Source organism: Streptomyces halobius (assembly GCF_023277745.1).
In the GTDB taxonomy this organism is placed as follows: domain Bacteria; phylum Actinomycetota; class Actinomycetes; order Streptomycetales; family Streptomycetaceae; genus Streptomyces; species Streptomyces halobius.
Map to the genome: position 1 here is coordinate 2035246 of NZ_CP086322.1, position 21334 is coordinate 2056579.

The 21334-nt window shown below is 70.6% G+C and carries 19 protein-coding genes and 2 pseudogenes; 9 read left to right on the forward strand and 12 right to left on the reverse strand.

Going from position 1 to position 21334, the window contains the following annotated elements; genetic code table 11:
- Positions 1-64: 64 nt before the first annotated feature.
- The 3 genes from K9S39_RS09620 to K9S39_RS09630 form a co-directional block, all read right to left on the reverse strand.
- Positions 65-847 carry an ABC transporter ATP-binding protein gene (locus K9S39_RS09620; RefSeq protein ID WP_248862921.1) on the reverse strand — a complete coding sequence of 261 codons (783 nt, stop codon included), beginning with the start codon at positions 845-847 and terminating at the stop codon, positions 65-67.
- A 205-nt stretch (positions 848-1052) separates the two neighbouring features.
- The gene (locus tag K9S39_RS09625; RefSeq protein ID WP_248862923.1) at positions 1053-1739 is read right to left on the reverse strand and encodes a response regulator; all 687 of its coding nucleotides are present in this window, start codon (positions 1737-1739) and stop codon (positions 1053-1055) included.
- Positions 1732-3453 carry a sensor histidine kinase gene (locus tag K9S39_RS09630; RefSeq protein WP_248862925.1) on the reverse strand — a complete coding sequence of 574 codons (1722 nt, stop codon included), beginning with the start codon at positions 3451-3453 and terminating at the stop codon, positions 1732-1734. The genes K9S39_RS09625 and K9S39_RS09630 overlap by 8 nt, the downstream gene beginning before the upstream one ends.
- A gap of 706 nt (positions 3454-4159) precedes the next feature.
- Here K9S39_RS09630 and K9S39_RS09635 point away from each other — a divergent pair.
- The 5 genes and pseudogenes from K9S39_RS09635 to K9S39_RS09655 all read left to right on the forward strand — a co-directional run bounded on the left by K9S39_RS09635 (position 4160) and on the right by K9S39_RS09655 (position 7841).
- Positions 4160-4513: a PadR family transcriptional regulator gene (locus K9S39_RS09635; protein WP_248862926.1), complete on the forward strand. Its 354-nt coding sequence runs from the start codon at positions 4160-4162 to the stop codon at positions 4511-4513.
- A 12-nt stretch (positions 4514-4525) separates the two neighbouring features.
- Positions 4526-5086, forward strand: a complete 561-nt coding sequence (locus K9S39_RS09640; protein ID WP_248862928.1) for an HAAS signaling domain-containing protein — start codon at positions 4526-4528, stop codon at positions 5084-5086.
- On the forward strand, positions 5083-6396 hold the full coding sequence (locus K9S39_RS09645) for a VanZ family protein (protein WP_248862929.1): 1314 nt from the start codon (positions 5083-5085) through the stop codon (positions 6394-6396). The genes K9S39_RS09640 and K9S39_RS09645 overlap by 4 nt, the downstream gene beginning before the upstream one ends.
- Before the next feature lie 116 nt (positions 6397-6512).
- A complete protein-coding gene (locus K9S39_RS09650) occupies positions 6513-6767 on the forward strand; it encodes a PLD nuclease N-terminal domain-containing protein (protein WP_248862930.1) in 255 nt (84 codons plus the stop codon).
- A 502-nt stretch (positions 6768-7269) separates the two neighbouring features.
- Positions 7270-7841 (forward strand): annotated as a pseudogene (locus K9S39_RS09655) (DUF2238 domain-containing protein).
- A gap of 260 nt (positions 7842-8101) precedes the next feature.
- Here K9S39_RS09655 and K9S39_RS09660 read toward each other — a convergent pair.
- Positions 8102-8501, reverse strand: a pseudogene (locus K9S39_RS09660) (alpha/beta fold hydrolase); the annotation flags it as partial.
- 86 nt (positions 8502-8587) lie between these two features.
- On the opposite strand from K9S39_RS09660, the gene K9S39_RS09665 reads away from it, so the two are divergent.
- The 4 genes from K9S39_RS09665 to K9S39_RS09680 all read left to right on the forward strand — a co-directional run bounded on the left by K9S39_RS09665 (position 8588) and on the right by K9S39_RS09680 (position 12440).
- Positions 8588-9130 carry a GNAT family N-acetyltransferase gene (locus K9S39_RS09665; protein ID WP_248862932.1) on the forward strand — a complete coding sequence of 181 codons (543 nt, stop codon included), beginning with the start codon at positions 8588-8590 and terminating at the stop codon, positions 9128-9130.
- Between the two features lie 426 nt (positions 9131-9556).
- On the forward strand, positions 9557-11521 hold the full coding sequence (locus K9S39_RS09670) for a collagenase (protein ID WP_248862933.1): 1965 nt from the start codon (positions 9557-9559) through the stop codon (positions 11519-11521).
- Between the two features lie 113 nt (positions 11522-11634).
- Positions 11635-11850: a hypothetical protein gene (locus tag K9S39_RS42045; RefSeq protein WP_283113628.1), complete on the forward strand. Its 216-nt coding sequence runs from the start codon at positions 11635-11637 to the stop codon at positions 11848-11850.
- A gap of 185 nt (positions 11851-12035) precedes the next feature.
- Positions 12036-12440 carry an ATP-binding protein gene (locus K9S39_RS09680; protein ID WP_248862934.1) on the forward strand — a complete coding sequence of 135 codons (405 nt, stop codon included), beginning with the start codon at positions 12036-12038 and terminating at the stop codon, positions 12438-12440.
- 205 nt (positions 12441-12645) lie between these two features.
- Here K9S39_RS09680 and K9S39_RS09685 read toward each other — a convergent pair whose 3' ends face one another.
- The 8 genes from K9S39_RS09685 to K9S39_RS09720 all read right to left on the reverse strand — a co-directional run bounded on the left by K9S39_RS09685 (position 12646) and on the right by K9S39_RS09720 (position 21304).
- Positions 12646-13851, reverse strand: a complete 1206-nt coding sequence (locus K9S39_RS09685; RefSeq protein WP_248862935.1) for a M6 family metalloprotease domain-containing protein — start codon at positions 13849-13851, stop codon at positions 12646-12648.
- 99 nt (positions 13852-13950) lie between these two features.
- Complete coding sequence (locus tag K9S39_RS09690; protein ID WP_248862937.1) at positions 13951-15216, reverse strand: alpha/beta fold hydrolase; 1266 nt, start codon at positions 15214-15216, stop codon at positions 13951-13953.
- Between the two features lie 156 nt (positions 15217-15372).
- A complete protein-coding gene (locus K9S39_RS09695) occupies positions 15373-16101 on the reverse strand; it encodes a GntR family transcriptional regulator (RefSeq protein WP_248862939.1) in 729 nt (242 codons plus the stop codon).
- Between the two features lie 54 nt (positions 16102-16155).
- The gene (locus tag K9S39_RS09700) at positions 16156-17538 is read right to left on the reverse strand and encodes an aldehyde dehydrogenase family protein (protein WP_248862940.1); all 1383 of its coding nucleotides are present in this window, start codon (positions 17536-17538) and stop codon (positions 16156-16158) included.
- Complete coding sequence (locus K9S39_RS09705) at positions 17535-18539, reverse strand: proline racemase family protein (protein WP_248862942.1); 1005 nt, start codon at positions 18537-18539, stop codon at positions 17535-17537. Before K9S39_RS09705 ends, K9S39_RS09700 begins: the two co-directional genes overlap by 4 nt.
- A 25-nt stretch (positions 18540-18564) precedes the next feature.
- On the reverse strand, positions 18565-19473 hold the full coding sequence (locus K9S39_RS09710) for a dihydrodipicolinate synthase family protein (protein ID WP_248862944.1): 909 nt from the start codon (positions 19471-19473) through the stop codon (positions 18565-18567).
- An 84-nt stretch (positions 19474-19557) separates the two neighbouring features.
- A complete protein-coding gene (locus K9S39_RS09715) occupies positions 19558-21009 on the reverse strand; it encodes an NAD(P)/FAD-dependent oxidoreductase (protein ID WP_248862945.1) in 1452 nt (483 codons plus the stop codon).
- Complete coding sequence (locus K9S39_RS09720; RefSeq protein WP_248862947.1) at positions 20990-21304, reverse strand: (2Fe-2S)-binding protein; 315 nt, start codon at positions 21302-21304, stop codon at positions 20990-20992. The genes K9S39_RS09715 and K9S39_RS09720 overlap by 20 nt, the downstream gene beginning before the upstream one ends.
- Between the last annotated feature and the right edge of the window lie 30 nt (positions 21305-21334).

Here is a 21334-nt window from a genome sequence, read left to right on the forward strand (position 1 = left end):
GTACGAGGTACGTGGTGGGGATGGGGAAGCCGTACGGGAAGGGAAGCCGTGCGGGCGGGACGCGTCAGCTCGTCCGTCCCTTGGCGTCGAAGCGCCGCATACGGTCCAGTACGGCCTCGGGGGCAGGGGCGGGCAGATCGTCGGTGACCCGTCCGTCGGCGAGGAAGACCACCCGGTCCGCGTAGGAGGCGGCCACCGGGTCGTGGGTGACCATCACCACCGTCCGCCCCAACTCGCGTACGGAATCCCGCAAAAAGCCCAGGATCTCCGCGCCGGAACGGGAGTCGAGGTTGCCGGTCGGCTCGTCCGCGAAGACGATCTCCGGTCGGCCGGCCAGCGCGCGGGCCACGGCGACCCGCTGCTGCTGGCCGCCGGACAGCTGCGAGGGGCGGTGCCGCAGCCGCCCGGACAGGCCGACGGTCCCCACGATCAGCTCCAGCCACTCCCGGTCGGGCTTGCGGCCGGCGATATCCATCGGCAGCGTGATGTTCTCCAGGGCATCCAGCGTGGGCAGCAGGTTGAACGCCTGGAAGACGAAGCCGATCTTCTCCCGGCGGAGCCTGGTGAGCTGACGGTCGTTCAGCCCGGACAGTTCGGTGTCACCGATCCGGGCAGAGCCGCCGGATATGGCGTCGAGGCCCGCCATACAGTGCATCAGCGTCGACTTGCCGGAGCCGGACGGGCCCATGATCGCGGTGAATTGGCCGCGCCCGAACTCCACGGTCACCGAGTCGAGGGCGACGACGCGGGTCTCGCCCTCGCCGTAGACCTTGGTCAGCCCCGTCGCGCGGGCGGCGACGCCGGAGGGGGCGCGGAGGCAGGTGGTAGCAGTGGCAGGCTGCGGCATGGGAACTCCTGGAAGGGGCGTGAAACTCCCGACCATCGTGGCCGCGACGCACCCGCGAACACGTCGCTCTCAGGTCGGGAATGCCCCGCCTACCGAACGGCAGACCCACCGCCGTCGTGTCCCTCGCACGGACCACGGCCCCTCTCCCCACAGAGAGAGCCGACACCTCTACCCGAAGAGCGAGCCAACGGCCCCGGCACGGGGCTCAGCCCATCAGCCCGGCCTGGTGCGCCAGCAGCGCCGCCTGCACCCGCCCGCTGCACCCTGTCTTCTCCAGGATCGACCTCACGTGGGTCTTGACCGTCCCCACGCCAATGCCGAGCCGCTTCCCGATCTGCGGATTCGACAAGCCCTCCCCCAGCATGACCAGCACCTCCCGCTCCCGGCCCGTCAGCCCCGCCACCCTGCTGCCCGGGTCGGTGGCTCCACCGCCGCTCAGCATCCGCCGGATGACAGTCCCGGTGACACCGGGCGAAAGCACCGCATCCCCCACTGCCGCCGCCCGCACCGCACGGATCAGCTCCTGCGGCCCCTCGTCCTTGAGCAGGAAACCGGTGGCGCCGGCCCGCAGGGCGCGGGTGACGTTCTCCTCGTCGCCGAAGGTGGTGAGCATGACCACCTGCGGGGCGGGGGCGAGGGCGACCAGCGGTTCCACGGCCGCCAGCCCGTCGAGCACGGGCATACGGACATCGAGGAGCACCACATCGGGCCGGTACTCGGCAGCGAGCCGAACGGCCTCAGCGCCGTCGACCGCCTCGCCCACCACTTCGATCCCCTCGGCGTACCGGAGAATCAGCCGGACGCCGTGCCGGATCATCTCCTCGTCGTCGGCGAGCAGCACCCGGATCGCCGAACCCGCCCCGGATCCTGCGGAGTTGGCCTGGTCAGTCATGCGTGCTGCTCCTACGGGGCGGCTCGGTCGGCTTCTCCGTCACCATCGGTACGATGAAACGGTCGATCGCGATCAGCGTGTCGGACCGGAAGCAGTAGCGGACGATCTCCACTCCCCCGCCCTTGGTCTTTCTGTCTGTGTACGGATACAGGCAGTCCGTGGCAGAACCCGGACGCGGCGGCTCGTGCCCGACAGCGGCAGCACGCGTCACGGAGTCATCACCCGCCACGTTCCGCACCACCTGCTCCCGCGACATCCCCACCCGCGGCTGTTCGGGAGTCCGGTGCGCGGGCCCGCGCGCCTCAAATACCAGCACGACCCCGAACAGCATCATCACACCCACCCCCGCCAGACCCAGCAACCCGGTGACGGCACCGGCGACACGCCGCTGGAGGACGGAGAGCCCGCCGCGGGGCTCATCGGCACCGGCACTCGGCCCCTTCTCGTACGGCACCACGTCCTCCGCCTCCGCGCCGGGCCCGGGGTCGGCGGGGATATCGGCCGTCACAGCGAAGCCGCCGCCAGGCGCCGCCCCGGCCTCCAGGTCACCGCCGAGCAGCGCCACCCGCTCCCGCAGCCCGATCAGCCCGCGCCCGGTGCCGAGCCCGGTCGCGGCGGCGGGCCGTACGGGCGGAACGCCGTTGCGCACCCGCACCTCCACCCGGTCGCCGGCGTGGCGGACGGAGACGGTCACATGGGCCCCGGCCGCATACCGGTGGACATTGGTCAGCGACTCACGCACCACGCGGTGGACCGCCCGTCGCACCCGGGCCGGCCGCGCGTCGAGATCGGCCCCCTCCCAAGAGAACTCGACGGGGATGCCGCCCCCACGTGACTCCTCGACCAGCGCCTCGATGTCCGCGCGCGTCCCCGTAGCGTCAGTCAGCGCATCGGTGCCCGTATCCCGCTCCAACGGGCCGAGAACCCCGAGCACCTCCCGCAGCTCCCGCATCGCCTCACGGGCGGCACGGCCCACCACAGCCACCTCGTCCCGCAGCCCGGGCGCCTCCTTGCGCAGCGCCACCTCCAGCCCGCCCGCATACAGCGAGACCAGGCTCAGCCGGTGCCCGACCAGATCGTGCATCTCCGCAGCGATCCGCGACCGCTCGCGCATACGGGACTCGCTGTCCGCCAGCCGCCGCGCCTCCTCGGCAGCGGCCGTACGCTCCCGCAACGCCCGCAACAAACGGTCCTGCTGCCCCGCAGCGGTACCCACCAGCCCGGGCACCACGACCGTGCTCGCGGCGAGCACCGCACCCAGCGCAAGGCCGAACGACCAACTGCCCACCCCCACCACAGGCGCGAACACCGCGCCGGCCACCATCGCCACGGCACCCGCCCCGAGCAACAACAAAGCCCGCCGCCGCGGCGTCTCCACCTGCCGGGTCGCCGTGTAGGAAGCCACCGCGGTCAGCAGCGCCAGGGCAGGCACCACCCCCATCAGCACAGCCAACCCGACCACACTGGCCACCGGGAACCGACGCCGCACCAACACCAGCCCCATGCCGATGAGCCCCAGGGCCGTCACCGCCGCCCAGCCCACCTTCAGCCTGGTGTCGATCTCCGACTCACCCGTGTAGATGAGCAGCACCAACGCCCCGGCCAGAACCGCCTCCCCCACCGCCCGCCACAGCAGCGGGCCACGCTCCCCGGCCCGGGCGAAGGGGCCGCGGGAGGGGTGATTCCCGATGGTCGGTGGAGCACTGGACGACATGACGTCGATTATCAGGGGCCCGGTACCCGGGTTCCCTGCACCTTGCGGATGATCCGCCTCTACCGAAGGACAGAGGCCCGACCGAAGGGCAGAGGCCCGCCTGGCGGCTGCGAACGGGAGGAGCCATGGGGCGGTCACCCTCCCCGTGCCTCACCCCGTCCACGGGCCACCGCTTCAGCTGCCCGGCGAGCTCGCGAGAGAAGGCCGCGACCCGGGTGTAGACGCCGAGTGCCGGTGTGGCGGCGTTGTCGTGGGAGAGCCAGCTGACGACCACGATCAGCTTGCCTCCCGCGACGAGCGGACCCCCCGCTGTCACCCTCCGCACGATGGTCACCGGTGACCGGATTGTTCGCGCAGACATGCGTCCTGGGGTCGAAGTCCCCGGGGTTGAGCCGCGCGCACGTCCGGTCGGGCAGGACGCGCAGGTTGGCCGACCTAATGGCAGCCGCGCATAACCGACAGGAATGCCTTTAGGCGAAGACGAAGACGAGGACGAGCAGCACAACGAGAACGGCGAGCGTCTCCCACGCCTCTGGCCGCCTGGTGTCGACCGCACGGTTCGCGCGGCAGCATCGTCAGCCAGATCCCCGACCCGCCATTCCCACCCCAACGATCAAATCATCGTTGGAACACGGCCCAGGCGTCGCTCGACAGACGAGCCAACATCACTTTGGGCAGCTGGGGATAACCAGGTACTGTGCAATGCATGGAACCTGACATCGCAGGTAAGCCCGTCGCAAGCAAGGCGGAGAGCCAGCTCCGCAAGGGGGTGCTGGAGTACTGCGTGCTTGCGATCCTGCGGGACGGCCCGCGCTACGGCGTCGAGCTGCTCGAAACCCTCGGCGCGGTGAACGTCATGGTCACGAGCCAAGGGACCATCTACCCCTTGCTGTCGCGGCTGCGCCGTGACGGACTGGTGGAGACCCGCTGGCAGGAGTCCCCCAGCGGGCCGCCCCGGCGCTACTACGAGCTGACACCGCCGGGGCATGCGGCGCTGAAGGAGTTCACCGCTATCTGGCCGCACTTCCGTGACGCGGTCGACCACTTCATCACCGACTGACAGGAGACCACCATGACGATCACCGAGCACCCGCTGGTGAAGAAGTACCTGGCCGCCGTGGCGCGTGAATCGGCCGGACTCAGCCCGGAACGCCGCAACGAACTGCTGGCCGACCTGGAGGAGCACATCGCCGTGGCCCTCGCGGAAGAGTCCGCCTCCGGCGACGACGAGATCCGCGCCGTGCTCGCACGCCTCGGCGACCCGCGCACGATCGCGGCCACCGTACTCGGCGATGAGCCCCCCGCTCCGCAGGTGAGCCGGGTGCGTCCTCTCGCCCTGCTGGTGCTGCTGGCGGTGGCCGGCCCGCTGATGGTCTTCCCCCTGCTGGGCCTCCCGGCCCTGATCTGCGCGATCTGGTTGCTGTGGACCGCGCCGCAGTGGCGCAACCGCGACAAGGCGATCGGAACGGCAGCCGCCCTCGCGCCGCTGCTGTTCTGGGTGGCGCAGTTCGTGGTCTCCGCGGGCACGCTGAACTTCGGCCTCGGAGCATTCATCCCGGCCATGCTGGCCGTCCTGGCGCTCCCGGTCGCCGCCGCCGTCTATCTGCTGTGGGCGGCGAGGCGCCGGTCGTGACAGGGGCTTACCTGCTGCCGATCGGTACGGCTGCGCTGCTCTTCCCCGCTCTGGCCTTCGCGATGTTCGTGCCGACGGCGGTCGTCCTCTACCGGCGGCACGGCGTCATGACCCGCTGGCGGGTGCTGTCGCTGTACGGCGGCGTGTACTACGCGCTGACCGCCTTCTGCATGACGATCGTGCCGCTGCCGAAGCCGTCGGTTGATGTCTGCACGGCGTATCCGTCCTTCGTCGACCCCCAGTTCACGCCGGGCGTCGCCTTCTCAGACATCTGGAAGGAGGCACACCACCGCGTCACCCTCGACGCGCTGATCCTGCACAACCCGGCTCTCTGGCAGACCGTGTTCAACCTGGTCCTGCTGCTGCCGCTGGGTGCCTTCGTACGGATCCACTTCCGCCGCGGCCTCGCCGCTGCCACGGCGGCCGGATTCGCCGGATCGCTGTTCTTCGAACTGACCCAGTACAGCGGGCTGTGGGGCCTCTACGAGTGCCCGTACCGCCTCTTCGCCGTCGACGACCTCATCGTCAACACGGCGGGCGCCGCCCTCGGCTGGGCGGCCGCCGGGCCCCTGGCCCGTGCGCTGCCCGCCCTGGACGCCCTGGACGACCGCGCGCTCGCCCCGCTGGCCGCCGGAAAGGTCCCCTTCGGCCGCCGCCTCGTCGCCCTGCTGCTGGATGTCACGGGCACCGTGCTGCTGACCCCGGTCGTCGCGGCCATCGGATATTTCGTGCTCGGCGCGGAGACAGTGCTCTTGGCGCCGCCGGTCGCCTTCGGACTGTGGTTCGTTCTCATCCCGTGGCTGACGGGCGCGACACCGGGCAAGCACGTGCTGCTGCTGCGACTGGTCACGCCGGACGGCGGACGGCCGAGCCCCGCCCGGCTCGCGCTGCGCGCCCTGCTACTGAGTCCTCTCCTGCTGCTCACATGCCTCGGCGGGGGTGCGGCCCTTTCCCTCGCCACCAGTGCGGTCTTCGTCGGCGCCACCGCTTCCGCCGCCAACCCCGCCGCGCTGATCGAGATCGCGGGCCAGTTGAACTACCAGGAGGTCGCGTACAGCCTCGCGGCCGACCCGGTAGCCGGACTCGTCCTGTTGCTACCCCCGGCCCTCTGCCTGACCCTGATCGGCGCCTGCGTGAGAGCCATCCGCCGCCACCCCCAGGGCCTGGGCCCACACGAAACCCTCTCCGGCATCCGCAACCACGCCCTCCCCCACACGCGCGCACGCACCAGCCCGGACGCGCCCGAGCCGGCCGATCCACACATGCCGGCGCCGGTGGCCGCGGCCGATGGCTCCCACACAGGTGGGTAACCGCCTCACACCTGCGCCCACACACCTGGTGCGCCACTCGCCCTCACCGCCGGGCACCACACGTCCAACCCCACCGACGAACTCTGAGAATCCCCCACCAGCAAGAGGAGAGAACAATGCAAACGCAGCTCGCACACCAGATGGCCCTCGCCCCTACGGGCGACATCATGATCGCCGGCGCAGTAGCCGCCGTGGCCCTCGGCGCTCTCGCGTTGTTCTTCGGCGCCCTGCTCAGCATCGTCAGGTCCGACCTCACCAGCGGGATGAAGCTGGTCTGGCTCGTTTTCTCCTTGATGGCCCCCTTCCTCGGGAGCCTGCTCTGGTTCCTCATCGGTCGCCGCGACTCCCAGCATCGGGCCGGCATCGCCTGATTCCAAGAGCGCCCCGTCACCGTCTTCGTGTCCTGCAACGGGGCTCCCCGTATCCGCTTGGCGCGGTCTCCCACGTCATCACCCGCAGCCCCGCAGGAGGACCGATGCGGTGCGCCGGGTTCGCGGTCACCGACGACCGCGAGTGGACCTCCCGCGGCCGATGCCTGGCTGCAGGGTCCGCGACTCCATGCGCAATGTCGACGCTCGATGCGCAGTGAATGCGCAAGTCCGGGCCTCGGTGCGCGCTGACTCCGGACCGCAACTACTGGGTGCTGATCTCTTCTGATCCTTCAGGGGGCACCCGCACATACTCGGCTCCGACATGAGTAGCCGTACTCATTGCTCCCCGAACCCGGGCCCCAGCACGATGGCGCCACCTGCACCAAGGAGCCCACCCATGCCCGAGCCCCTCCTCACCTCGCTCACTCGACGCCCGGTGTCCGGGAAACGCGTACCGCGGCGGCCGCTGCCGACCGCACTCGTCGTGGTCGTCGTCGCGGGCATGGCGCTCTCCGCCTGGCACCCGTACGACTCGACGACGTGGCTGCTGGAGACTGTGTGGGTGCTTGTCGGGCTGCCTTTGGTCGTGCTGAGCCGACGGTGGTTCCCTCTCACGAATCTGCTGTGCTGTCTGCTCGCGGCGCACGCGCTGGTGCTCGCCGTGGGCGGCCATTACACGTACGCGCAGGTCCCGTTGGGCGACTGGGTGCAGGGCGGGCTCGGACTCGCCCGCAATCCTACGACCGGTTCGGACACCTCGTGCAGGGCTTCGTGCCCGCCGTCCTGGTGCGGGAGCTGCTCAGCCGGACCTCACCGCTGCGCGGCAGTCGCTGGCTGGCGCCGCTGACCGTGTGCGCCTGCCTCGCCTTCAGCGCGATCTTCGAGATGTTCGAGTGGGCGGCCGCGGAGATCGGCGGACACACGGCCAACGACTTCCTCGCCACCCAAGGCGATGTGTGGGACACCCAGTGGGACATGTTCTGCGCGCTGATCGGGGCGACTGTCTCGGTGCTGCTGCTGAGCCACGTGCACGACCGTCAGCTCGACGCACTCGCGGCGGCGGAGCGGCGGTAGTGCCGTAACAGACGGCCGCCCGGTCGTATGTCGTTCCTACCAGCAGCCCTCCACCTGCTTTGATGTGATCGCTGAACGAGTCTGCTGGGAGCCGAGGCGTTCCAGAGGACCACTCCTCGACCAGACCGCCGAGATGTGGGCGGGAGATGCTGGTGAAGGCAGGATGGGGCAGGGCCGCACGGGCGCACTCCTTCGTCATCACACACAAGGAATCCGTGCGGCCGTCTCCACGTCACGCGACGACGTGGCCCGCGGCCTGGTCAATCCTGGTCTCGGTCGGTGAGCGCCGCTGCGGTAGCGCGGGCGAAGGCTTCCGGGTTGTCCAGCATGATGTTGTGTCGGCAGTCCGGGATCGCGACGACGGACACCCCGGCTTCGGTGAGGGCGTCGGTGCCCGGAAGCGGGCCGTCGGCCTCGGGGAGCAGGTAGGTTCGAGGAGTCTTCAGGTCCAGCAGAAGCTCGCGCACGGTGGGGACAGTGCCGCGGGTGAGGTGGACCGCGCTGCGATGCAGGGCCTCCGGCCGGCCAGCCGCATCGTGGACCACCAGTGGGCGCCGGCCGGTCCCGGACGTCCTCCCACCCGCCGGCCAGAAACTCGTGCTCGGCATAGGCGGCAATCCCGCTGCTGCCTCCCGAGCCGGGCGTGGGCTCGATTGGGTCGAAGAGTCCCCGGAAAATGCTGGTGAGCCTTTGCCTGCCCCCGGTTGTCCTGCCTCGTCCTGAACAGGCCAGGGAGGTCCCCCACCGTGAGCAGCACCACGTCGTCCTTTCCCGAGCGGATCGAGCTCTCGGGGAAGGGTCTCGTCCTCCGCGACTGGACGGAGGCGGACCTGGCCGCGATGCCGGAGCTGTTTGACCACCCCGACATCGCGTACTGGACACCGATCGTCTCCCCCTTCGACAAAGCGGCCGCCCGCGCACGGCTGGACCGGGACCGGCAGCTGCGGGCGGAGGGCACGACCATCCTGCTCGCCATCACCGTCGACGGCGACGCACCGCTCGGCGAGGTGATGTTGCGGCGTGCCCCGGAGGGCACGGAGCTCGGCTACGCGGTCGGCCCGGCGCACCGCGGCCAGGGGCTGGCGGCGCGGGCGGTGCGGGTGATGGCCGCGTACGCCTTCGAGCAGTTGGGCACGGGGCAGGTGATCCTGGAGCTGGAGGCCGAGAACGCCGCCAGCGTCGCCGTGGCCACCAAGGCGGGCTTCAGACTGCTCGACGTGCCGCTGATCACGGGTGAGGAGAAGGGGCGGCCCTACGCCCTGCAGACGTGGGGTCTGAACCGCCCCTGACCCTCAGCCTCCACCACGAGCACCCGATCGCACGCTCACCCCAGGACCATGACCGCCAGCTTCCGGATGAACAAACCTCATTGAGCTGATTCCAACTTGAAAACTGCTGGTCAGTGGGGATGGAGGGGCACCGGCTCACCTCAGGGACGACGGTCGCCCCTCGAAGCCGGCACGAGCATGCCCAGCGATCACGCCGTTCCGTCCGGGACTCTCAAGGCCCCGACAGAATCACTTCTCTGGCGGGGCATCAGTTCCTTCTGTTGCTTGCAACCCTCTTTCACTGCCATGTGAACTGTGAAATTGTACGGTCACACTTTCCGCGAGCATGACAGCTCCGAAAGTGTGCAACTTCCCTTGCCATCACGGTCCGCACCCCCCACCCCCGTGCCCCACGCACGGCTGCCGACCGGCCTGGAGGCCATCGCTATGCGCAGACCCCCCACCTTCAAGAAACTCGCCCAACTGCTGATACCTACCGTGGCCGCCGCCGGTCTGGGGCTCACCATGCTCGCCCCCAACGGCGGGGCGGCACCGGCCGGCGCCGAGGCACCCAAGCCCGCACCGAGGTCGGCCCCCGCCCCACAGCCCGCCTCCGCCACCGTGCTCGCCGCCGATCTCGCACCCGGACACGCCGCCGACCCCGCACGATCGGCCACGAACGCCGCGCAACGCCCTCCGCGCCCCGCGGCCCAGAACGCCGCAGAGCGCAAGAAGGCCCGCTCTGCGGCGAAAGCCGCGGCGGACTGTAACGTCAGCGACTTCACTTCGAAGACCGGTGCTGCCCTGGTCGAGCAGATCAAGCAGTCGGAAACCGCCTGCATCAACACGCTGTTCAACGTGGCCGGTGAGGACTCCAAGGCCCTCTTCCGCGAGGAACAGATGGTCACGGTGGCGAACGCGTTCAAGGATGTCGCGACCAACTACCCAGGGGACAACAGCACTTCCGCAACCCAGATGGTGCTGTACCTGCGCGCCGGCTACTACATCCAGTACAACCAGCCGGAGAACGTCGGCGAATACGGCCCGACGCTGAAGAGCGCCATTCAGGGCGCCCTGGACGGCTTCTTCGGCTCGTCCCACGCCTTCGACGTCACCGAGGCCAACGGAGAAACCCTGTCCGAGACGGTCACCCTGATCGACAGCTCCGAAGAGAACGCCCGCTACCTCGACGTGGTCAAGCATCTGCAGAAGGACTACAACTCGTCGTACGACCAGTTCTACGGGATGCTCGCGGCGGTCAACAACACCTACACCGTGCTGTTCCGCGGGCACCAGCTGCCGGAGTTCGCGGAAGCCGTGAAGGCCGACCCGAGCGTCCTCACCGGACTGCGTGACTTCGCCGTGGCCCACGACGATCTGCTCGGCACCGACAAGTCCTACCTGGCCAGCAATGCCGGACGCGAACTCGGCCGCTTTCTTCAGCACGCCGGCCTCAAGGACACCGTCAAGCCGCTGATCAAGGAGCTGCTCGGCCGCAGCGAGATCACCGGGCGCACCGCCCCGCTCTGGGTCGGCATCGCCCAGATGACGGATGAGTTCGACAAGGAGAACTGCGCCGAGTACGACACCTGTGACCTGCAGAACCGCGTGCGCGACGCCGTGCTGACGGTCAAGCACACATGCGGTCCGAGCGCGAAGATCCTCGCGCAGGAGCTGACCACGTCCGAACTCTCGGCCACCTGCGACAGCATCCTCAAGCAGGACCCGGTCTTCCACGACATCGTCAAGGACGACGGCCCGGTCAAGGACGACAACAACACCAGCATCGAGATCGTCGCCTTCAACTCCAGTACCGACTACAAGACCTACGCCGGTGTCGTCTTCGGCATCGACACCAACAACGGCGGCATGTACCTGGAGGGCGACCCGGCCGCCGAGGGCAACCAGCCGCGCTTCATCGCCTACGAGCAGCCGGCCGAGGACGGCTCCTTCCAGATCTGGAACCTCAACCACGAGTACACCCACTACCTCGACGGCCGCTTCGACATGTACGGCGACTTCGCAGCCGGGCAGACCACACCGACCGTGATGTGGATCGAGGGTTTCGCCGAGTACCTCTCCTACTCCTACCGCGGCATCACCTACGACCGGGCGATCGAGGAGGCGGGCAAGAGCACCTACAAGCTCAGCCAGCTCTTCGGGACCACCTACGACAACGCCGACACCACCCGTATCTACCAGTGGGGCTACCTGGGCGTCCGATACATGCTCCAATCGCACCCCGAGGACGTGGCCACCCTGCTCGGCCACTACCGCGCAGGCGAGTACGACGCCGCCTACAGCCTGCTTCGCGACACCATCGGCACCCAGTACGACGCCGGCTTCACCGACTGGCTGAGCAAGTGCGCCGGCGGCGACTGCGGCCAACTGCCGGCCCGGAGCGGCCGGTGACCGGGGCCTCGGTCACCGGCAAGAACTGAGCCAGGAGAGCCTGGTGTCCCGCGCATCGTTCGTGCGCGGGACACCAGGCTTCTCAACTGTCCCGGTTCGTCATGGGAGGCCCGGTGCACGGTGTCGGCGACCCGGATGGCCAGACGGGTCTTGCCGGCCCCGCCGGGACCGGTGAGCGTCAGCAGACGGGAGCCGGACAGCAGCCTTTTCGCCTCGGCGATCTCGCGTCGACGGCCGACGAAGCTGGTGACATCGGGCGGCAGAGCGCCGACGCCGTCCGGGGCGATGGTTTCGGCTTTCACGTTCTTGCATCCGCGACAGACTGCTGATCCACAACAGAGTGCCGACAAGTCGATGGCAGTTCAGTGCGCGGAACTCGGCCTGCCGGGCTGCTCACCTTTCAGCCTAGGTGCTCGCGTGAATACGTACCCATATACGTATTTTCCCCATCGTCCCGGGCGCCTCCCCCCGCGCATGGTGAACCTCTCATTTCCCATTCGACGCGGGACGTCCCATGCACCAGGCCATCCTCACGTGCTCCCTCACCGACACCGCCTCCGTGGGCACGATCCTGCCGCCCGTCGCATCGTCGGTGCGGCAGGCACGGGCCCTCACCCGCTCCGAGCTCGCCTCCCGAGGGCTGACCGACCACGAGGGCACCGCCGAGCTCCTCGTCAGCGAGCTGGTCACCAACGCGCTGCGTTACGCGGCCTGCGCGGTCCGGCTGTCCCTGTCCTTCCGGGGCGACACACTGCACTGCGAGGTCGAGGACACCAGCCTTGGTCCATCGGTCGTGCGCGGAGCCCGCGAGGAGGACGAGAGTGGCCGCGGCCTGCTGCTGGTCCAGGAGCTCGCCCGAGCATGGGGCAGACGTGACTCGCGGGTGGGCAAGGTCGTCTGGTTCGAACTCGGGCTGTGAGACTTCTGCACGCGCCCTCCCCAGTCGTGGACTCCGAGCACGGGCTGCGGCTCCGGCGGCGACCCCCACGCCCCGATATCCACAGAGGCCGACGCCGCACCGCCACGAGAGCCGCCGTCGGCCCTGCTCTGCCTGTGCTGGGACCAGTGGCAGCCCTGCGTGGATGTCGGTTCCCTGCAGGCCGAGGACGACGTCCTCCTGCGGGTTACGACCTCGTGATACGCACGGTGTCCCCGGAGCGGCCCCCCGCACGTACCTCGATGCGGACCCCGGTAGCCGCGTCGGTGAAGGTCTGGCCCGGGCCGTGGGCGGCCATGTCCAAGGGGCCGCAGTCGGAGTCGGCCTGGGGAGGGGTGACCGGGGTGGCGGGCATGACTCTGATCGGGCCGTCTCCGGTCTGGGTGGCGGAGTCGACCTTGTAGATCAGTACGCCTGTCGAGCAGGGGGTGGGGTCGTTGCCCCTGGCCCGGCGGGATTCCGCCACGTAGGCCGTGCTCTCGCCGGTACGGACCACGGCGATCTTGGTGCCGCCCGGCCGCTCCACGGGAGTCAGCCGGACCGTCCGCCGGCCGGGTGCGTCCAGGCAGGCCACCTGGCGGTCCCGGGTCCAGCCCAGCTTCCAGGAGTGCCAGCCGAGGTACTGCGGGGCGTGACCCGCGATGTTTCCCATGACGTCCCAGCCGCCCACGTACCGGTGGGTCTCACCGGTGAAGGCGTACAGATCGGGCAGCCCGAAGGTGTGGGCGGTTTCGTGGGCGGCGACCTTGTGGCCCCAGCGCCAGATGTCCTGGCCGAAGGTGACGGCCCACTTGACGCGGGTGCCGTCGGCGGTGACGCCGGTCGTGGCCGGGTCGTGGAGGTACGTGGGTGAGAAGGAGATCGCCTTCGCAGCCTTCGTAGCGACGACATAGACCATGTCGTAGCGGGAGAAGTCGGCGTACGGGTCGGCGGCCTTGACGGCGTCGCGCATGTACCGCTCGTGAGTCTCGAAGGTCAGGCCGCGCTCGAAGCCGTAGGAGGTGGACTGCGCCGGCATGCGGATCCAGCGGTGCAGCGGGGTGATGTCCAGTCGGGCGCGGCCGTAGGAGGCCCGGCGTATCCAGTCGGCGGCGGGGGCGAGTTGGGCTGCGTAGGGCTCCGTGGAGTCGGTGGCCTGGGCGTCGGGGAAGTCCACGAAGAGGGTGAGGGTGCGCAGCCTGCCGGTGGACCGCTGGAACTGGACCGGGTCGGTGTCCAGGCCCTCGTCGGTCCAGCCGGTTCTGCCGGGGAGGGCGCAATCGGCGGCGCGGGGTGCCGGGTCGGTGTGGGGTCTGGGTTCCGCCTGCGCCGTTGTGGCGAGGGTGGAGAGGCATGCTGTGAGGGCGAGGGCCGCCGCGGTGAGGGGCCGCAGAGGGGTGGGGACGGTGGGCATGGCTGTCCCTTCCGGGTCAGGGAATCATCGGTTGGCGCTCATGGGTGCGTGGTTGGCCGTGATATCCGTGCTCATGTGGTTCATGTGGTTCATGGGTGGTTACGCGCGGCCTGCTGCGAGGTCCATCAGGCGGGACAGCACCTGGCCGCCCGAGGCGGTGATGCCGTCGTGTTCCCACTCGTTGGTGATCCAGGTCCGTACGGCGCCGACGTCCCGCGCGGTGCGCAGGGAGAGCCCGGCGTCCACGTACATGTCGTCGTGGTAGACCACCGCCGCGAGGGGGACCTCGTTGGCGGCCAGGCGGTGCCGGTCGTACAGCGGCGGCCAGTCCGTCCGCTCGGCCAGCAGATCGGCGGCCTCGGCGAAAGGACGCAGTCCCGCTATCTCCTGGAACATCCAGGGGTAGATCATTTCGCCGGTGAGCGTGAGGGGGTCCGCGTCCTCGGAGAACTCGGGGAAGCCGACCTGGGCCCGCGCCGCGGCCCAACCCGTGGGCTTGTCGCCCTGCCCGTAGAGCGTCTCCTGCATCACGGCGAACAGCGGGTTGTCCGTGAAGCCGGTCAGGCCCATCACCTGGTGCAGGAAGGTGGTGGTCAACTCGCCGTGGGCGTCGAGGGCTTCGTCGAGCAGCCAGTGCACCCGCTCGAAACCGTCGCCCATGCCGAAGGCGAGGCCGAGTGTACGCAGCCGACGGGGGGTGAGCCGGTCTCCGTCCGGCAGGCGGACATCGGAGGTGGCCAGCAGGTCGGCTATCCGCCGCAGCGGGCGAGCGTCGCCCGGGTATCGGTCGTAGTACTCCAGGACCCGATCCGCCACGCGGGGATAGGTGCGGGCGTATACGTCGTCGGCGGTGGCGGTGAGACCGGGCAGGCCGCCCGCGACGTAGCACGCCCGCAGCCCCTCGGGGGCCTGGGAGAGATACGTGAGAGTGATGAAGCCGCCGTAGCTCTGGCCGAGCGTCTCCCAGGGCTCGTCGCCGCAGAGCTCGCGGCGGATCAGCTCGGCGTCCGCGACGATGGAGTCTGCCCGGAAGTGGGCGAGATACGTGGCGAGTTGGGCGGCCGTGGCGAAGCGGGAGGCCGCGCGGGTGGTGACGGGGGTGGAGCGGCCGGTGCCGCGCTGGTCGAGGAGCAGTACCCGGTGGGTCGTGAGCGCGTGTTCCAGCCAGGCCGGGGAACCGGCGGACGGGCGGGGTGACTTGCCTCCGGGGCCGCCCTGCAGGAACAGCAGCCAGGGCAGTTTCTCGGCCGCACGGGCGGGGTCCGCGACCTCGCGGGCGAACACCTGGATTCGGGGGCCGCTCGGAGCGGCGTGGTCCAAGGGCACGCTGAAGACGTGGTCGGTGGTCGCGTACGCGGGGTTCATGCAGGTCCCTTCACGGCCAGGTGCGTCAGGGGAGGGTCGGGGCTTACAGGTATGTGACGTGTGACGTTGTACTCATGCTCAGAGTCCTGGACCGCAGGCTTCGCCGACAGCTCCCACTTGGCCATAACCCGGCGCTATGTCACCGGGCCGCCGCGCTCAGCGGGTCGCGCTCAGCTTCCTCCGGGGACCGGGGCTCTTCCTGGCCCCCGGCTGCTTCTCCCCCTTGCCCTTCGCCCACAGCGAGCGCACATGGCCGAGGTGCCGCGCCATGCACTTCTCGGCGCCCTTGGCGTCGCCCGCCAGCATCAGGTCGAGGAGTTCGAGGTGCTCCTCCGCCGAAGGGATCAGCTCGCCGCGCTCGTCCAGGGCGGTCAGCCCGTACAGGCGCGAGCGCTTGCGCAGATCGCCGACCATTTCGACGAGCCGTTCGTTGCCGGAGAGCGCGAGCAGGGAGAGATGGAACTGGCGGTCGGCCTCCAGATAGCCGAGGAGGTCGTGTTCGCGCGCGGCGCGCACGATCTCCTCGGCTGTCGGGCGCAGGGCTTCGAAGTCTTCGCGGGAGGCACTCCGGGTGATCCGGCCGACGGTCGGGACCTCGATGAGGGCGCGGATCTCGGTGTACTGGTCGAGGTCGCGCTCATTGACCTCGGTGACCCGGAAGCCCTTGTTGCGGACGGGCTCGACCAGGCCCTCGCGGGCGAGGTCGAGCATCGCCTCGCGCACCGGGGTGGCGGAGATGCCGAAGTCCTCCGCGAGCCCTGGCGCGGAGTAGACCTCGCCGGGGCGGAGTTCGCCGGAGATCAGGGCCGCCCGCAGGGCGTGGGCGACCTGGTCGCGCAGCCGCTCCCTGGTGGTGATGAGGTTGCGGTGCTTCAGGTGCCCCATGGTGTTCCCTGTTCCCTTTTCCTCCGTGCCCGACCGGGCCACCAGCGTACAATGTCACGTTGTTTTCGCAGGTGCCAGGGTGTAGGTGCGGGACGAGGTGTAGAAGTCCAGGGCCGCTCGCCCTTGCTCGCGCGGGCCGTAACTGGATGCCTTCGCGCCGCCGAACGGCAGGTGGAAGTCGACCCCGGTGGACGGTGCGTTGACACGGATCATGCCGGTGTCCAGCTGGTCGAGCCCGTGCAGGGCTGCATCCAGGTCGGTGGTGTGCACCGAGGTGACCAGGCCGTACGGGACGGAATTGGTGATGCGCACGGCATGGCTCGGATCGGCGGCGGGCAGCAGCGCGGCGATGGGGCCGAAGACCTCGTCCCGCAGCAGCGGATGGCCCGCCGGTACGTCCTCCACCAGGGTGGGGGCCGCGTACCAGCCGGGGACGTCCGGGCCGGCGCTCTCGGCGAGGACGCGTGAGCCCTCCCGGGCCTGCTCCACCCGGGAGCACGCCTGCTCGGAGATCAGCGGCCCGCACACCGTGGCCGGATCGGCGGGGTCGCCCACCGGGAGCGCGCGCAGTGCGTCGGTGAGGGCCTCGCGCAGCGGGCCGAGGGCGGTGCCGACCGCAATCACCCGGCTCGTGGCCGTGCACTTCTGTCCCGCGTATCCGGCGATCGCGGCGGCGATATGGGCGGCGGCCTGTCCGATGTCGGCATCCGGCAGGACGATCGCCGCGTTGAGTCCGCCCATCTCGGCCTGGACGGGGATGCTCCGGTCACCGGCCGCGCGGACGACCGCACCGCCGACGGCGTCCGAGCCGGTGAAGGAGACGACATCGACGGCGGAAACGAGGGCGTTGCCCTCGGTGGCGTCACCCTGGATCAGGGTGAACACGCCGTCCGGAACGGCCTGTTGGACGATCTCGGCCAGGCGCCGGGCGCAGGCGGTGGCCTCGGGCGCGGGCTTGAGGACGGCCGCGTTGCCGGCCGCCAGCGCCGGGGCCGCCTTCCAGCTCGGGATGGCGAAGGGGAAGTTCCAGGGCGTGATGAGCCCCGCGACACCGTGCGGGCGGCGCCGGGTCAGCAACAGCCCGGGGCCGCCCGCCGTTTCGTGCACGGCGCCGGTGGGCTCGTACGGGGCCTGGGCGTAGTAGCGCCAGATCGCCGCGGTACGGGCCACCTCGGCCCGCGCTTCGGCGAGCGGTTTGCCCACCTCCCGTACGGCGAGCGCGGCCAGCTCCTCGGCCGCGGCCTCGATGGCGGAGGCGATCGAGCCGAGCGCACAGGCGCGGGCGGCCGCGCCGCCGAGGAGCCAGTTGGGCTGGGCCACGCGGGCCCGCTCGACGGCGTCGACCGTGGCGAAGGCCCCGGCTGCCGGGACCTCGGCGAGGATGTCGGAGGGGTCGGCCGGGTTGTGCGATACGAGGATGGAGGGGGAGGTGGTCACAGCAGGAAGCCTCCGGGGAAGGGGTCGTCCGGGTCGAGGAAGTACTGGGCGGTGCCGGTGATCCAGGCGCGGCCGGTGATGGTGGGGACCACGGCCGGCACCCCGCCGACCCGCGTCTTTTCGACCAGGCGGCCGGTGAACCGCGTGCCGATGAAGGACTCGTTGACGAAGTCGCGGCCCAGCGGCAGCTCGCCGCGGGCGTACAGCTGCGCCATCCGCGCGGAGGTTCCGGTCCCGCACGGCGAGCGGTCGAACCAGCCCGGATGAATGGCCATGGCGTGGCGCGAGTGGCGCCCGTTCGAACCGGGGGCCGCGAGGTAGACGTGCTTGACACCGCTGATCTCCGGAAGGTCCGGGTGGACGGGCCGATCGGGCGAGGCGTTGATGGCCTCCATGATGCCGAGCCCCGCGGCGAGGAGGTCGTCCTTGCGGGACCGGTCGAACGGCAGGCCCAGCGCGTCGAGTCCGACGAAGGCGTAGAAGTTCCCGCCGAAGGCGAGGTCGTAGGTCACCGCCCCGTAGCCCGGCACGTACACCTTGCGGTCGAGTCCGACGCAGAACGCGGGCACGTTGGTGAGCGTGACGGCCTTCGCCGCGCCGTCCCGGACGTGGACGTCGACGGAGACCAGGCCGGCCGGGGTGTCGAGGCGGACCGTGGTGACGGGCTCGACGGCCTGCACCATCCCCGTCTCGACGAGGACGGTGGCCACGCCCATGGTTCCGTGCCCGCACATCGGCAGCACACCGGAGACCTCGATGAAGAGGACCCCGTAGTCGGCCTCGGGGCTGGTCGGTGGCTGGAGGATCGCTCCGCTCATGGCGGCGTGGCCACGCGGCTCGTACATCAGCAGCGTACGGAGGTGGTCCAGGTGCTCGATGAAGTGGAGTCTGCGCTCGGCCATGGTGGCGCCGGGGATCACCCCGACGCCGCCGGTGATGACGCGGGTGGGCATGCCCTCGGTGTGCGAGTCGACGGCATGGAAGACATGACGAGTGCGCACGAAGGTCCCTTTCCGTGGTCGGCGGTCAGCGGTGCCCGTCGGCGACCGCCTTCTCGGTGGCAGCCCGCACCGCCGCCCCGGTCTCCCCGGTGAGCGGGACGCGCGGCGGCCGAGTTGGGCCGCCGGGGCGGCCGACGATATCCATGGAGAGCTTGATGGCCTGGACGAACTCGGTCTTGGAGTCCCAGCGCAGCAGCGAGTGCAGGGACCGGTAGAGCGGCAGCGCCGTCTGGAGGTCCCCGTCGACGGCGGCGCGGTAGAGCTCGGCGCAGGTGGCGGGGAAGGCGTTCGGGTACCCGGCGATCCAGCCGACGGCACCGGCGACGGCGAGTTCCAGGAGGACATCGTCGGCCCCGATCAGCAGATCGAGCTCCGGGGCGAGTTCGGCGATCTCGTACGCCCTGCGCACATCACCCGTGAACTCCTTGACCGCGACCACATGGCCCTCGGCGTGGAGCTGAGCGAGCAGCGCCGGGGGCAGATCGACCTTGGTGTCGATGGGGTTGTTGTACGCGACGACGGGCATCCCGGCCTTCGCCACCTCGGCGTAGTGCGCACGCACGGCGGCGGTGCCCGCGCGGAAGGCGTTCGGCGGCAGCAGCAGGACGGAGCCGCAGCCTGCTTCGGCGGCCTGCTCGGCCCAGCGCAGGGCCTCGCCGCTGCCGTACGCGGCGACCCCGGGCATCACCCGCGCGCCGTCGCCCGCCGCCTCGACGGCCGTGCGGACCACGCGGGCGCGCTCCTCGTCGGTGAGGGTCTGGTACTCGCCCAGGGAGCCGTTCGGCACGACCCCGTCGCAGCCATTCGAGATGAGCCAGCGGACGTGCTCGGCGTAGGCGTCGTAGTCGACCGAGAGGTCCTCGCGCAGGGGGAGCGCGGTGGCGACCATGATGCCGCGCCAGGGGCGGTCGCTGTTCCAGGTGGTGGCGGTCATGCCGTCAACCCTTCTATGGTGTGTGACATTTTACTTATGTGTATGCAGGGTCCCGCAAGGGGTGCCCCACGGGTCAGGAGGTCTTCATGTGTCGGGCTCGTCGAGCGAGCCCAGCACCCCGAGCGGTATCGGCACGGCGAGCGGCCGGCGCTCCGCGGACGGCGGTACGGCCGCGCCGCCTCCGCCCGCCGCGAGACAGGCCACGGCCGTTCCGCACATCCGGCCCTGGCACCAGCCCATGCCCGCCCGGGTGAGCAGCTTGACGGTGCGCGCGTCGCGGGCGCCGTAGTCGGCGACCGCCTCGCGGACGCGGCCTGCGGTCACCTCCTCGCAGCGGCAGACGTCCGTGGCGTCGTCGAGCCAGTCCGTCCAGCCGGGGCCGGGCGCGTGGGCGGCGGCCATGGCGTTGGCGAAGGCGCGCAGACGGTCCCGGCGGCGCCGGAGCTCCCGGACGCGCTCGCCGCCGAGGAGCGCGGGCCGGTCGTACAGTCGCGCCGCCACCGCGGTGCCCGCCACTTCGCCTTCCAGCTGCGCGAGTTGTGCGCCGCCGATCCCGCCGGTCTCACCCGCCGCCCACATTCCGGAGACCGAGGTCTCCTGGGAGTCGTCCAGGGCGAGGGCGCGCGTCCCGTCGGGTGTCGTACGGGTCGCACAGCCGAGCCCCGTCGCCAGCTCGATCTGCGGCGCCAGCCCGTGCCCCACGGCCAGGGCGTCGCAGGCGATCCGGCGGTCCGTCCCCTGGACGGGCCGCCAGTCGCGGTCGAGCCGGGAGACGGTCACCGCCTCCACCCGGTCGGTGCCGTGCACCCGAGTCACCGCACTGCGCGGACGCAGCGGTACCCGGTGGCGCAGCAGGGCCGAGCCGTACACCAGCGCCTCGACCAGCTTGCGCGGGTTGGCGGCGAGGGCACGCGGATGGCGGGCGTACCCGAGATAGCCGGATGCCTCGACCACCGCGGGCACACGTGCCCCGGCCGCGGCGAGAGAGGCGGCGACCGCGAGCAGCAGCGGCCCGCTGCCCGCGACGACGACCCGCCTGCCGGGCAGTACAAGACCGGACTTGAGCATCGCCTGGGCACCCCCGGCGCCCACGACCCCGGGCAGGGTCCACCCGGGGAAGGGCAGCTGCCGCTCGTACGCACCGGTCGCCAGCAGGACGGCCCGGGCCCGGACGCGTACCGGACGCGGCTCGTCGCCGTCGGCTCCGGTGACGGCATGCACCGTCCACAGGCCGTCGCTCTCGCGCGTCACCGTCCAGACGTGGTGTCCGGCGCGGTGGTCGATGCCGCTCGCCCGCAGGCGTTCCCGCAGCTCGGTGAAGGAGTGCCAGCCATGGTGCAGGGCCTGCGGCCGGGTGGCTCTCAGGTCCGGGGCCGGATGCCGGTAGAACTGTCCGCCGGCCTGCTCGGAGGCATCCAGCAGGGCGACTGAGAGGCCGAGTTCGGACGCGGTGACGGCCCCCGAGAGACCGGCGCAGCCCGCACCGATCACCGCGAGGTCACAGGGGTCGTGCGGGTCAGACGCCGAGCCCGTCATGGCCGTTTCCCTCCTGGGTGGTGATGACGTCGCCGGGGCGGGCCGGGACCAGGCAGGCCCTCCTGTTGGGCTCCCCGTTCACAGTGGCGAGGCAGTCGTAGCACTGCCCGATGCCGCAGAAGGCGCCGCGCGGGCGGCCGCCGAGGCGCGTGGTGCGCCAGGCCAGAATGCCGGCACTCCACAGTGCGGCGGCGATCGACTGACCGGGCAAAGCGTTCACCGGACGGCCGTCGATGGTGATCGCGAACGGCGGGGCGAGCTGCGCCCCGACCAGTTCGGCGGGGGTACGGGCCACTGCGGGCCTCCTCTCGTGGGATGCGTCGGA

Bases quoted from the DNA above. Each gene is read 5' to 3' on its own strand.
- K9S39_RS09685 (WP_248862935.1), bottom strand. From the start codon at position 13,851: ATGCCCACCGTCCCCACCCCTCTGCGGCCCCTCACCGCGGCGGCCCTC.
- K9S39_RS09695 (WP_248862939.1), bottom strand. From the start codon at position 16,101: ATGGGGCACCTGAAGCACCGCAACCTCATCACCACCAGGGAGCGGCTG.
- K9S39_RS09715 (WP_248862945.1), bottom strand. From the start codon at position 21,009: ATGACGGGCTCGGCGTCTGACCCGCACGACCCCTGTGACCTCGCGGTG.
- K9S39_RS09630 (WP_248862925.1), bottom strand. From the start codon at position 3,453: ATGTCGTCCAGTGCTCCACCGACCATCGGGAATCACCCCTCCCGCGGC.
- K9S39_RS09620 (WP_248862921.1), bottom strand. From the start codon at position 847: ATGCCGCAGCCTGCCACTGCTACCACCTGCCTCCGCGCCCCCTCCGGC.
- K9S39_RS09690 (WP_248862937.1), bottom strand. From the start codon at position 15,216: ATGAACCCCGCGTACGCGACCACCGACCACGTCTTCAGCGTGCCCTTG.
- K9S39_RS09650 (WP_248862930.1), top strand. From the start codon at position 6,513: ATGCAAACGCAGCTCGCACACCAGATGGCCCTCGCCCCTACGGGCGAC.
- K9S39_RS09670 (WP_248862933.1), top strand. From the start codon at position 9,557: ATGCGCAGACCCCCCACCTTCAAGAAACTCGCCCAACTGCTGATACCT.
- K9S39_RS09710 (WP_248862944.1), bottom strand. From the start codon at position 19,473: ATGACCGCCACCACCTGGAACAGCGACCGCCCCTGGCGCGGCATCATG.
- K9S39_RS09625 (WP_248862923.1), bottom strand. From the start codon at position 1,739: ATGACTGACCAGGCCAACTCCGCAGGATCCGGGGCGGGTTCGGCGATC.
- K9S39_RS09635 (WP_248862926.1), top strand. From the start codon at position 4,160: ATGGAACCTGACATCGCAGGTAAGCCCGTCGCAAGCAAGGCGGAGAGC.
- K9S39_RS09680 (WP_248862934.1), top strand. From the start codon at position 12,036: ATGCACCAGGCCATCCTCACGTGCTCCCTCACCGACACCGCCTCCGTG.
- K9S39_RS09640 (WP_248862928.1), top strand. From the start codon at position 4,526: ATGACGATCACCGAGCACCCGCTGGTGAAGAAGTACCTGGCCGCCGTG.